Here is an 11,809-nt window from a genome sequence, read left to right as displayed (position 1 = left end):
AAAATAGTTAATCAAAGGGTATAATTATTATGGACAAAAAACTAATTGGTATTTATGATAATTGGCAAGATAAACTTGATGCAGAAGAATGGTATTTTAGTAATGCATTTGAATTAATTTCAAAAGATATGTCCTCAGAGAGTGCTTTTAACTATATTCCAGAAGTTATAGATATGCTTTTAAAATTAGATGAGGATTATTTGATTTGGGAGACACTTTATTTTTTAATAGAAATATATAGTATTGCGGAGACGACTCAAATACACCCAATCCTTGAAAAGAATTGGTCTGTATTAAGAGAGCATATCCAAAAATATGAGGATTCATATTCTACTCCATATCAAGAATTGAAAAGGTTTCTAAGGGTCAAAAACTAAATTCATATCATTCCAACAAACTATAAAATATCGATTATATTTTCGGAATATTATGTTAGTATATAGGTGTGAGTTATTAAATTTACAGAATAGGACCATTGAAAAAGGTGAGGAGATTAAGTGGGAAGGCATACTAAAGTTGTGTATCGAGAAATACAACGACCAAGATCCATATTGTGGTGGGTGTTTAACTTATTGCCTGCTACTTTCATGTGGTACTGGTTTATTCAGCAAACTATTTTTGGTGTGCCAATGGGGAATAAACCTGCTCCAGATATAGTCGCAATCATTTTTTGGGTGATTTTTGGAATTGTTTTCCCAGTATTTATGCTTTGGTTATTAAAGTTGATAATAGAAGTTCGAAAGGATGGAATATATTTACGTTTTGTTCCTTTTCATTTTAAATATAAGCAGTTTCTTTTTGAAGACATAAATGATTTTAAAAGTATCACGTACAGCCCGCTTGAACGTTTTGGTGGTTGGGGAGTTCGTATAAACTCTAAAGATGAAACCGCTTATATCATGAATGGTAAGGAAGGAATAGAATTAAGGTTGAGATACAATACAGTGGTAATTGGGACTCAAAAACCTGCTGAATTAAAAAATGCATTGAATTTGGCACAAAGAATAAATTAGTCTTCATCAAATGTTATAAAGAATCGGATACGCTTTTGTGCTTATTAACAACAAAGCAGGATAATTGAATTAAAAGGGGGTATAAAATAATGGAGTCCTGCAAGAAAGGAGGCAAAATGAATAAATTCATCAAATGGCTAATCCCGTCAATATCATTAGCACTTATAAGTTTAATAGTTGTCCTTAATCTGGAAGATTGGGCGAGGTTATCTGGAGAATTAAATAGAAACGTTATTTTAATTGGAACTGTATTAACATTTGCCTTGGTGGTAAGTTCAATTGTTTGCTTATTCAAAGCAAACGTTGAACGTAAAAAGAATCATATAATTATTTCATTGTTCACTTCATTAGTTCCATTATGTGTATTTCTAATGAATGGCGTACTTTTAACTGTTTGGTTTGTAGGAAAATAATTTCAAAATCAAAATTGACATGCTCTCTACTTCCTGTTATTAATCTCATTCTATATAAAAAACATGAACATAAAAATTGGTTTTCTTTTTTCTATTATAATGCTCGTTGGTGGAAAAGGTTTGAATTTAGGGGAATTGTCAAAAATTCAAGGAATTTACGTACCAGAAGGTAAGGGTGGTGATTGAAATAAAAAATTTAAAAGCAGGTTATGGTTTAGACCCTAATGGGTATATTGTAAGTGATGTTCACAAAGACAAAATTGATGACATCTACGTGCCTTGCATTCAAGAATCTGTCGAGAGTCTTAAAAAATTATTTCATCAGCAATTGCATAGTGTTTATGTGTACGGTAGTGTAGCGAGAGGAGATGCGATTGCAATACAATCAGATTTAGATCTTATCGCTATGTTCGATACTAAACTGAGTTCCGTTAAGTTGGCTGAATTAAAGAAACTTGCTGGAGAATTGACTTTGAAGTATCGTTCTCTAGTTCGTGATGTAGGTATAGCTGTTGCATATTACGACTATACGATTGACCCTTCAAATTATTACGAAAATGCATTTCTTAAGGAACTCTGTGTCTGTGTTTACGGAGAAGATGCAGGAGAACAATTTGGCCCGTATAAACTTACATCAGAGATAGCGATTCGTTTTAATGGTGATATTAATAAGTCACTTAATCGGACGTTAACAAGGTTAGAAACAGCTTCTAATGAAGATTTTAAAACATATACTCAAGGATTCGCTCGTAAACTTATTCGAACATATTATTCAATGGTGATGGAGCGTTCTCAGATTTGGACGACACGACTTCACGAGCAGTCTGAAGTTTTTATCCACTACTTCCCAGAGAAAGAATCAATTATTCGTACTCTGCTAAATTGGATAGATGAACCACCAAAGGACCATGAAGCTGTATATACATTGTTTAAGCGTGAAGGTGAGTGGGCTAGTTCAAACTTTATTCGTGAAGCAAAAATATCTACTTAAAATTACGGCTGAAGCTGAACAAGGAGTTGTCGATGCGGCAACTCCTATGTTTATTGAATAAGGAGGAATTGATTTTATCGAACTTGGGCGAGAAGACTCCTTCCTCAAAACGCGACAGCGTTTAGGTGGGAGATGAATCGCCTATTTTTTTGTAGATAAATTAAAATCTAAAACCAAGACAAACATATGTTCTATTTGGTAAAATATAACTAACAATGAGGGGGTGAATTCAATATGCCAACACTATCAATCAAAATGCCATTGTTTGAACCAACAAATATTAAACAAGAAATGTATGAAACAATGCAACATCGTTTTTCCGAATCTAGTAACTTGGCGATTAACATTAAAAAAGAAACTCCGAAATTAAAAGCTTCTGAAATCGATGCTAAAATAAGCCATACTGGATTGCCTACCACATTAATTCAAGAAGCAAGAAAACTAGCTGTTTCAAGGTATCAAGATTGGAATAAAAACAAGAAAATCAAAGGTTTTCCAAGGTTTCGGAAGAGAATCGCTATTCCATTCAATAATCAAAACTGGAGATTTCGTTTTGACAATGGGTACTTAAAGTTAGGAATCCCAACTCTAGAAGAAGGTAACCTTTGATAAATATGTTCCGTTGAAGGTGAACGATTACAATCTTTTTTGGGTGAACTATCTATTGAATGGATATATGGATAAGGCTTCAAAATACTATCTACCCTCCTATGAGAATATTTCTAAACCTAGAAAAGGAAACGGACAACTGTTTTTCAAGAATGGAAAATGGTGTTTTTCGTTCGCTATTACATTTGAATTAAAGAACGAAGTTTCTTCAGAAGAAAAAGAAGTTGGCGTGGACCGTGGGCTTAAATACATTGCGGTTGCCGGAGATAAAGAAGTCGGTAAATATATACACTTCTCTGGAAAACACATTGGACATATACGTAGAAAATACTCTCGTTTGAGAAGAATTTTTATGAAAAATAAAAATATGAAGGCTTTAAAACGTCTTGAAAACAAAGAACAGCGCATCATTCAATACTGGAATCATGTGATTTCAAAAGAAATTGTACGCTTCGCCAAAAAACAAGGCGCCTCTATTATTAAAATCGAAGATTTGAAGAGTATCCGCTCTATGAAAAAGTTTTGGAAACGTAGCGACCGAAATATTAACTCTTGGGCTTTTTTTGACTTGGAAGAAAAACTTACTTACAAAGCACAACTAGCCGAGCTAGAAGTGGTTAAAGTAAATCCGTTCAAAACTAGCCAAGAATGTTCAAACTGCGGTAACGTAGTTAAAAAGAACCGTCGAGGTTCGCTGTATACATGCTCTTGTGGGTATAAGAAAGACGCTGACGTTAATGCCAGCTTTGTCATTTCCACAAGACCATCTAACGAAGAAAAAGCAATAACTGCGACTTAACAGTCGTTGCAGGAAACCTAATGTTTTCTGTAAGGCGCCTGACTGAGCTGTACACCTAGCTAATGACGCTCTACCCGAAATTCGCATAAATGAAAAACGGGACTGAGCTGAGGTAACGGTAACCACCCAATAGTCTTTTGGTCTATTGGAATCCCCTTCCTCAAAAATCCTTTCGGATTTTAGGTGGGGGAGGATGTCAAATTAAGGCAAATAGTCAATAGATGAGAGTTTTTTTGTTTTGAAAAGAGAATAGTGGAGATGACATGAAACTATAGTTGTATTATGGAAAAATTTGCTATACTTTTTATTAGTAAACTGGAAAAGAGAGGGATAACACATGGAAAAGAAGTTGCTTCCAATTTACAACTATAGTAATAAAAACACTTCAGGTTACACAATTTTTATTGATATTAAAACTATGAGGGTTTATAAAGTATTCAATGAAAATGTTAACTTAATGAGTAATTGGAAATACTGGATATCGATTCCTCTTGTCTCAGCATTATTAAGTAGTTTAAGTACAGACTCGTTAAGTGTAGGTGCTCATATTATTATAGCGATAGCTGGGTCAATTGCTGCTGGCACACTAGGCTATCTTATACAAAGAAGGATTCTACATAACTATAAATTACAAGAAATCTTTTTAACAAAAGAAATGATAGAAGACTATATTGAGAGAGGAAAAGGACGAATTAAGTTAGAAGTTTCATTAATCGTAGCTTTTACATTCATATCTATCTTTTTATTGACTATCTATGTAGCTCTTTTACGAATTGAACTATTGATTGTATTCTTTATATTTCTATTTATATTAGGATTATTAGTACCTAGCGTATCTATTACACGTTTCAAGGTGCTTAAACAAGGGTTAAACTACTTAGAGAAGAAAAATGGGTAAAATATTAGTTGAAACTAATGATGGTACATAATGTAACGGGCGCATTAACTAAGAAAAAGGTTTATAATTAACTGTAAGTATGTTGTAATTAATCTAATCTTTCAAATGGAGTGAATGGAATGTCTTACTGGATTGTTCGAAGTATCTAGGTTTTCGGGCTAGAAAAAACGCGTACTAACCACCAAGGGTGAAGTATGCCCTTTTTAAAAACCTATACCTTAAACAGTGTTGGTAGTCATTTATATACTAAGAAAAACAAGACACTGTATGATGGTGTCTTGTTTTTTACATTTGAAAGGTGGTAAACAATGAGAAACATTGATTATGAAAAATTTTATGATAAGGTCGGTAAAATAAACGGTTGGGATTTTAGTAATATAAAATCCTTCTCTGAAGGTGTTAAGTGGGAGTTTTATGATGAAGTAATCAAAAGATGCGAAAAATCAGACGTTCTTTTAGATATTGGTACTGGTGGCGGTGAAAATATATTAAGAATAGCACCCTCACTATTATTCTTGATTGGAATTGATCTATCCAAAGGTATGTTGGAAACAGCTCAATCTAACTTAAAAACATCTAAAGTATTAAATGTTAAGTTTTTTCAAATGTCATCTGATGATTTGCAATTTCCCAATGCATTTTTTGATGTAGTTTCAAGTTGTCACGCACCATTTTCTTCAATAGAAATAATTAAGGTATTAAAAAGTGGTGGGTGGTTTCTCACACAACAGGTAAGTGAAGCAGATAAATTAAATATAAAAAAAGCATTTGGTCGAGGTCAAGCTTTTGATAAAACGGATGGTGCATTAAAAGAACGATATATTCGTGAACTTAAACAGGCAGGTTTTTCTGAAATTCAATCCTTTGAATATGATGCAATCGAATATTTTGAAAGACCAGAAGATATTATTTTTTTGCTTACACATACCCCAATTATTCCTGATTTTGGTGAAGATAAAAAGGACTTTGAATTATTGAATGGTTTCATTGAAAACAATAGAAAAGAAAAAGGAATCGAAACAAACTCTAAAAGGTTTCTTATAATAGCAAAAAAGTAAGCGTGAAATGGTATATCAAGGAAGCTGCATCGTGCAGCTTTTTACTTATGGTTAAAACTCTAATATATATTTGGAATATTATGTTAGTATTTAGGTAGTAGTTATTCAAAAACGGATGGGCATATTGGTCAGTATATATGAAATAAAGTTAAACTTGGGTTTATCGTAGATTGATAATGTTAAAGAGTGACGGGGGGTAAAAACATGGAGCATGTGTATATTAGAGATATTGATGATACCAATGAATGCATAGTTAGAGATATAAAATTAAAGCCGGGGCAGGTGAGATTTATTGAATCTGTAGATGAATGTCTACAAGAAGCTGATATTTACAAAGAATGGCATCCAGTAGCTATATACCATGATGAGGATATTATTGGATTTGCTATGTACGGTTCTTTTGGGCCAAACAAAGATACATGGTTCGATAGAATAATGATAGATGAAAGATATCAAGGTAAAGGCTTAGGAAGAAAGTCAATGATGAAACTTATTGATGTCGTTTCAAAAGAATATGGGGTAAAGGAAATATATTTAAGTATCATTGAAGAGAATAAAGCAGCTTATAATTTATATAAAAGTATCGGATTTGAGTCCATGAATGAAAGAGACCCAAATGGAGAACTTTTATTTAAGTATACGTTTAAGTAGTATTACACTAATGAGAGCAGACTTTTACCTGCAATTATTTTACGTTTAGAAAATTAAAATCATTCTTTAATCGATTGGAAGTGTGTTGTTACTAAGAACTATCAAAAGAAGTTACAACCTCTTAGATCATTCTTTATCATAATGAGAGGTGTATCTTCAATCAGGGAGATCGCACGGTTATCGAAGCAAAGTCGTAAGTTTGTGGAACAAGGGTGGTTGTTGGCAACCTTTATATATATCAAGGTAATGAAGTAATTTTGAGTTGTAAAAGAAATCATATGTATTGCTAACAATGGTTAATGTTTAGTAGTGGGGGGGTACATTGTATGAAAAAGTTAGTTCTAGGATATCTTGTTCTATCAGTATTTTTAATAGGTTGTAATGCAGAAAATGAATATGAAACTCCGGTATACGAGGGTAGTGATTTGGACATCGGTGTCATAGGTGAAAAGCCTGACGTAAGAGAGGAAAATGTCCATTTTCAAAGTATAACTTTTGATGAATTAGAATCTAATGTCAAAGATATTTCTGTCGAATTAGATGCTGTTTTCATTATGAAGGAATATCTAGAACAAGCAGGAGAAAATAAATATGCAAAAGTGTATAGCGAATCAAATATTCCTTTCTTTTTTATAGAATCAAAGAAAGCATATGTGCCATTTATAAATGACGATATAACCTATGAAGAATTTCCAGATGTTGATGACCAAATGTATGCAACAGGCATTATAAGCAAAGGAGAAGATGAATTTCAGGGGTGGGGATTTGGATTATACAATGATACAGAAAATGAAACCAATATCAGAAGTACTTATTCTAATATATTTGAAAAGATCGAGTCAGGAGGAAGATAATTATTTTTGTATGGTACTACTTTAAACAAGGCGATGTGTGAAGTTATTTAGCTACGTAGCAGTTTAGTGTAAGAAGAATCATTCTATTGATAACAATCTTCTTTATTATAGGGTGATTAGTTTGAGGCTAAAAGTGTGTAAAAATGATTGTTTTGTTTTTTAGTTTTAGTGATGGTTACTTTTTCAGCAGGATGCTCAGTTAAAGAGCTAGAAGGAGATGCACCACCAATACCAATTATTCCAGTTGGTGATGAAGGTATTGAAGTGGTACGCGCTTCCTATTGTTGGAATACTGGTTGTGTTGAATATACTGGACCACCTGAAATACTAGAGGGAAAAGTACCTTTCCAAGTTCAAAAAGGTGAAAATTTAAAATCCAATTTATTTATGAACCAAAGCCGTCTAGTATTTCTGTATCAAGAATGCTCGACATAGACCAAGAATGGGTAAAAGATGAATATTTAGATGGTGTACTCACTGTTCCAAGTGAGGCAGGTATATATTATTATGATTTTTTAGCAAATTGGAACTCAGTAAATGGGAATTACTCATCCGGGGATTCCTATTATGCTTTTGTCATTGAAGTAAAATAACCCTAGCAACTGTTCTTAAGCTAAGGGGGCGATCATTCAATTAGACTCAGATTGTAGTTTTATCGGGAAAGAATACTTAAAAATCATGTTTTACTTTTTCTGGTACCCATATATAATTATATTCAAACAAACATTAGAATGTATTTGTATGTGAGGAGTGAGAACAATGATAAATTATAAAGTTGTTATTATTGGAGGAGGTCAAGCAGGTATAGCAATGGGATATTACCTAAAAAAGGAAAATATTCCATTTGTTATATTGGATAAAAATGATCGCGTAGGCGATTCTTGGAGAAAAAGATATGATTCTTTGGTTTTATTTACTCCACGTAGATATAGTAGTTTACCTGGATTGAAGATGAAAGGTTTATTGAAAGAGTTTCCAACGAAAGATGATGTTGCGGATTATTTGGATAACTATGTTAAGCACTTTGACCTACCAATAATGCTTAAAACTAACGTAGTTAAAATACATAAACAGTTAGATGATACATTCCTCTTGGAAACTAGCAACGGGAAGATCAATGCCCAACAAGTGATAATAGCAACTGGGGCTTTTCAAAAACCTTATATACCTAATGTAATTAAAAGGGAAGCGGGTACTTTTCAGCTTCACTCTTCTGAATATCATTCGCCGAGGGAAGTTCCAGGGAGTGATATATTAGTTGTTGGTGGTGGTAATTCTGGAGCACAAATTGCAGTGGAATTAGCAAAGGATAAAAATGTTACAATAGCGGTTGGTCATAAATTCAAATTTCTACCTTTAACATTCCTTGGAAGAAGTATATTTAGTTGGCTGAAAATATTAGGGTTGCTTTATGCAGGTGAAGATACGCTAAAAGGTAAATGGTTTCAAAAACAGAATGACCCGATTTTCGGAAAAGAATTAAAAAAACTTATTAAAAATAAAATAGTTGATGTTAGACCTAAAGTTATACAGGTCAGTGATACAGAAGTTTGTTTTGAAGATAACACCCGAAAGAAATTCGAAAGTATTATATGGTCCACTGGTTTCATTCCTTCATACGAGTGGATTAATATAGAGGGAGTTATTTCTGATGATGGAAAACCAATACATAAAAGGGGTATAACCAAAGTTAATGGCCTATATTTTATAGGATTACCTTGGCAATATCAACGAGGTTCAGGGTTAATATGTGGAGTAAGTTTGGATGCTAATTATCTAGTACCAACAATTATGTCAAATGTTTCTAAAATATAAATATATCTTACTATGAATAATAGAGGGTGCAAGAGTTTAACTTGAAAATTATCATTTTAGAAAGAATTAAATATTAGTTTTATTAACTTTTTTTGTTGTACTGAAGTGTGCGGTTGTTAAAGAAGGTGATCATCATGATCATCTTTTTTTGTAAAAATACTTTTTGAGCTCTTTGTTAGTATCGAAGTAAAGGTTGTGCTAACAGTTTTACTATATAAGAAAAACTTATCAATAAAGAAAGGAAATTAGTATTTTTATAATTATCAGTTGTTTAGTAAAATTTAGAAAAGGGATAAGAAAAAAATGGAGGAATTCGTATGGAAATAAAGGAATTGTCATTACTAACATCTAAATTACAAGAAATGAAAAGATTTTACGTTGAAAAACTAAGCATCCCATTGTTTATAGAAAATGAGCAGTCATTTACATTAAAGATTGGTAATTCAAAACTTATATTTGTGAGTAGCGAGGAAGATTCTTTTTATCATTTTGCTTTTAATATCCCGAACGAAAAACTGATGGAAGCAAAGAATTGGTTGTCGGAGCGGACTGAAATATTAACAGAGGATGGAGAAGAAATTATTCATTTTCCCAGTCCATGGGACGCAAAGGCATTTTACTTTTTTGATCCATCAGGGAATATTGTGGAACTAATCGAAAAAGAAAGGCTTAATCAATTTAGCGATGAAGAGTTTAGTGGGGCTTCAATTTTAAGTGTAAGTGAAATTGGTTTTCCAGTAGATAGTCCGGAGAATTTCAAAGCGCTATTAAATGACCTTCATATTCCTGTATTTCGTGATTTTGAACAGTTTAAAGCATTGGGTGATGATCATGGATTATTTATCGTTGTCAATAAAAACCGAAAATGGTTTATGGGAAATAAAAACCCCGTTATTTCAAAAATCAATGTAACAATTAATGGAGAGAAAACGATGCTCATTAATGTACCGAATCATCCTTATAAAATAAAAGTAGAAGCATCTTGTAAAGATAAAGTCATTAATAATCGTTAATATAAAGGAGAGGTAGTAGTGATAAATGGATTATATGAAGCACATTTACCTGTAGAAAATTTAGAAATTTCGATTAAATTTTACCAAAGTTTAGGTTTAAAGTTTGCTTGGCGTGATGAAGAGACAGCTTTTTTTTGGTTAGAAGAGGGGAAAAGTTGGCTAGGATTGTGGGAAGGAATGGAGTACCAAACTACTTATCATCCATCATTGAGACATATTGCTTTTCGAGTTTCTTATGAGGATTTAAAGAAATCAATTGAATGGCTAGAATCCTTAGAAATTAAAGCTGTCCCTTTTGGTAGTAGAACTTCGGTTGAGCCGTTTATAAGACCGCATCAGGGAAATGCCTCAGTTTATTTTCGAGACCCAGATGGCAATAGTCTAGAATTGATGAGCTATATTGATGTTCCTGATCAATTAAAACATATTTCTGAAAAGTTATCATTTGAAGAGTGGGAGAAATTATTAATTAATAGTCAAAATAGATAAAAAAGATAGAACTGATAATTTATCAGTTTAACAGATGACCTTGGACCGTTATGAATTCTGTTTTAAACAACCTTTTATTTTTTTGCGAGAAAGGAGTAAGTTAAAATGGATAATATTTTCTTAGGTGGTAAATAGAGTTATTAATAAGAGAGGTGTCACTTATGACTAAAATAATAATCGAAGATAGCTTGGTGAATGACATACCGATTTTAAGTATTTATCAAAGTGAATTAAATAAATACCCGTTAATCTTTTATCTACATGGATATGGAGGAGATCGTGAACAAGCTATAGATTTTGGATATATGCTTGCAAAAAAAGGATTTTATTACGTTAGTATGGATTGTAAAGAACATGGTAAAAGGGAAACGAGGAACGAAAATAACAAGTTTTCTGAAGTATTTCCACCAAATACAGGTCTCGATACTTATGTTCACATGCATGAAATAATTGAACAGTCTGCAATAGATATACAAAGTCTCATTGAATATTATAAAAGTAGAAATGAGATTGACTCGAGTAAAATAGGAATAACAGGTTTTTCCATGGGGGGGTATGCATCGTTTTATATCGCTGCTAATAACCCTAATATTAAGGTTGCAGTTCCAATAGCAGGAAAGCCAGCTTTTACTAAAGCATGGAAAGATAGCATTCTATCAACTGGTACTTATAAACAATGGAGTGAACAGATTCAGAATGCAGAGAAAGAAATTGCCAAAAGAACAGAGTACTTCCAAAGGATAGATCCATATGAAAAGATGAGTAATTTTTCACCCAAACCATTACTAATTATCAATGGTGATCAAGATACTGATTCACTATTCATTTACTCGTTAGAACTCTATAAAAAGTTGCTACCATTGTACGCTGAACACCCTGAGAATCTTCAACTTTGGATGCCTTTTGCTGATCACCAATTTGCTTATAGGATGAAACTAAAAGTCTGCAATTGGTTTGAAAAGCATCTTGGCAGTCATTAATTGGATACTCATTTTCCTAAAAAAATTGAAGACATGAAGTTAAATATTCTGATTAGAGACGTTTCTTCTAGCAGTGTACGTAACCAAAATTATGGAGACCTAATTCAATGAAAAAACAATAATGAATGTAAGACTGAAATTGTTCGTTGAAAGTATTGATCCAGATGGTTATTATTTAAGAATTACATCAAGATATTAACGTTGTCGAACGGTTGTAATAATTAAT

Annotated in this window: 15 protein-coding genes; all 15 read left to right on the top strand. The window is 32.6% G+C overall.

From position 1 onward, the window contains the following. Positions 1–29: 29 nt before the first annotated feature. Positions 30–377, top strand: coding sequence for an ABC transporter (locus tag GMD78_RS05570; protein WP_155667771.1), 348 nt, complete (start codon positions 30–32; stop codon positions 375–377). A gap of 120 nt (positions 378–497) precedes the next feature. Further along, positions 498–1,013: a DUF6141 family protein gene (locus tag GMD78_RS05565; RefSeq protein ID WP_343042139.1), complete on the top strand. Its 516-nt coding sequence runs from the start codon at positions 498–500 to the stop codon at positions 1,011–1,013. 116 nt (positions 1,014–1,129) lie between these two features. Beyond that, positions 1,130–1,426 (top strand): hypothetical protein, encoded by a 297-nt coding sequence (locus GMD78_RS05560; protein ID WP_155667769.1) that lies wholly within the window; start codon positions 1,130–1,132, stop codon positions 1,424–1,426. Positions 1,427–1,604: 178 nt separating this feature from the next. Beyond that, positions 1,605–2,417, top strand: coding sequence for a nucleotidyltransferase domain-containing protein (locus GMD78_RS05555; RefSeq protein ID WP_246187575.1), 813 nt, complete (start codon positions 1,605–1,607; stop codon positions 2,415–2,417). Between the two features lie 234 nt (positions 2,418–2,651). After that, positions 2,652–3,026 carry a hypothetical protein gene (locus GMD78_RS05550; protein WP_155667767.1) on the top strand — a complete coding sequence of 125 codons (375 nt, stop codon included), beginning with the start codon at positions 2,652–2,654 and terminating at the stop codon, positions 3,024–3,026. A 19-nt stretch (positions 3,027–3,045) separates the two neighbouring features. Further along, a complete protein-coding gene (locus GMD78_RS05545) occupies positions 3,046–3,825 on the top strand; it encodes an RNA-guided endonuclease InsQ/TnpB family protein (RefSeq protein ID WP_343042138.1) in 780 nt (259 codons plus the stop codon). A gap of 337 nt (positions 3,826–4,162) precedes the next feature. Continuing rightward, entirely contained in the window at positions 4,163–4,723 is a 561-nt protein-coding gene (locus GMD78_RS05540) for a hypothetical protein (RefSeq protein WP_155667763.1), read from the top strand. Between the two features lie 308 nt (positions 4,724–5,031). Further along, positions 5,032–5,781 carry a class I SAM-dependent methyltransferase gene (locus tag GMD78_RS05535; RefSeq protein ID WP_155667761.1) on the top strand — a complete coding sequence of 250 codons (750 nt, stop codon included), beginning with the start codon at positions 5,032–5,034 and terminating at the stop codon, positions 5,779–5,781. Positions 5,782–5,985: 204 nt separating this feature from the next. Continuing rightward, positions 5,986–6,432, top strand: a complete 447-nt coding sequence (locus GMD78_RS05530; protein WP_155667759.1) for a GNAT family N-acetyltransferase — start codon at positions 5,986–5,988, stop codon at positions 6,430–6,432. Between the two features lie 326 nt (positions 6,433–6,758). Continuing rightward, the gene (locus GMD78_RS05525) at positions 6,759–7,286 is read left to right on the top strand and encodes a hypothetical protein (protein WP_155667757.1); all 528 of its coding nucleotides are present in this window, start codon (positions 6,759–6,761) and stop codon (positions 7,284–7,286) included. A 147-nt stretch (positions 7,287–7,433) separates the two neighbouring features. Continuing rightward, positions 7,434–7,721 carry a hypothetical protein gene (locus GMD78_RS05520; protein WP_155667755.1) on the top strand — a complete coding sequence of 96 codons (288 nt, stop codon included), beginning with the start codon at positions 7,434–7,436 and terminating at the stop codon, positions 7,719–7,721. A gap of 324 nt (positions 7,722–8,045) precedes the next feature. Further along, the gene (locus tag GMD78_RS05510; protein WP_155667751.1) at positions 8,046–9,101 is read left to right on the top strand and encodes a flavin-containing monooxygenase; all 1,056 of its coding nucleotides are present in this window, start codon (positions 8,046–8,048) and stop codon (positions 9,099–9,101) included. Between the two features lie 317 nt (positions 9,102–9,418). Continuing rightward, positions 9,419–10,114, top strand: a complete 696-nt coding sequence (locus tag GMD78_RS05505; RefSeq protein ID WP_155667748.1) for a VOC family protein — start codon at positions 9,419–9,421, stop codon at positions 10,112–10,114. Positions 10,115–10,132: 18 nt separating this feature from the next. Beyond that, positions 10,133–10,603, top strand: a complete 471-nt coding sequence (locus GMD78_RS05500) for a VOC family protein (protein WP_343042137.1) — start codon at positions 10,133–10,135, stop codon at positions 10,601–10,603. A gap of 161 nt (positions 10,604–10,764) precedes the next feature. Further along, positions 10,765–11,583: an alpha/beta hydrolase family protein gene (locus GMD78_RS05495; protein WP_155667746.1), complete on the top strand. Its 819-nt coding sequence runs from the start codon at positions 10,765–10,767 to the stop codon at positions 11,581–11,583. Positions 11,584–11,809 lie beyond the last annotated feature (226 nt).

Source organism: Ornithinibacillus caprae, from assembly GCF_009728145.1.
Taxonomy (GTDB): domain Bacteria; phylum Bacillota; class Bacilli; order Bacillales; family Amphibacillaceae; genus Ornithinibacillus; species Ornithinibacillus caprae.
This window is presented reverse-complemented; position numbering and strand designations above follow the sequence as displayed.

Bases quoted from the DNA above. Each gene is read 5' to 3' on its own strand.
- GMD78_RS05570 (WP_155667771.1), top strand. From the start codon at position 30: ATGGACAAAAAACTAATTGGTATTTATGATAATTGGCAAGATAAACTT.
- GMD78_RS05560 (WP_155667769.1), top strand. From the start codon at position 1,130: ATGAATAAATTCATCAAATGGCTAATCCCGTCAATATCATTAGCACTT.
- GMD78_RS05550 (WP_155667767.1), top strand. From the start codon at position 2,652: ATGCCAACACTATCAATCAAAATGCCATTGTTTGAACCAACAAATATT.
- GMD78_RS05540 (WP_155667763.1), top strand. From the start codon at position 4,163: ATGGAAAAGAAGTTGCTTCCAATTTACAACTATAGTAATAAAAACACT.
- GMD78_RS05535 (WP_155667761.1), top strand. From the start codon at position 5,032: ATGAGAAACATTGATTATGAAAAATTTTATGATAAGGTCGGTAAAATA.
- GMD78_RS05530 (WP_155667759.1), top strand. From the start codon at position 5,986: ATGGAGCATGTGTATATTAGAGATATTGATGATACCAATGAATGCATA.
- GMD78_RS05525 (WP_155667757.1), top strand. From the start codon at position 6,759: ATGAAAAAGTTAGTTCTAGGATATCTTGTTCTATCAGTATTTTTAATA.
- GMD78_RS05510 (WP_155667751.1), top strand. From the start codon at position 8,046: ATGATAAATTATAAAGTTGTTATTATTGGAGGAGGTCAAGCAGGTATA.
- GMD78_RS05505 (WP_155667748.1), top strand. From the start codon at position 9,419: ATGGAAATAAAGGAATTGTCATTACTAACATCTAAATTACAAGAAATG.
- GMD78_RS05495 (WP_155667746.1), top strand. From the start codon at position 10,765: ATGACTAAAATAATAATCGAAGATAGCTTGGTGAATGACATACCGATT.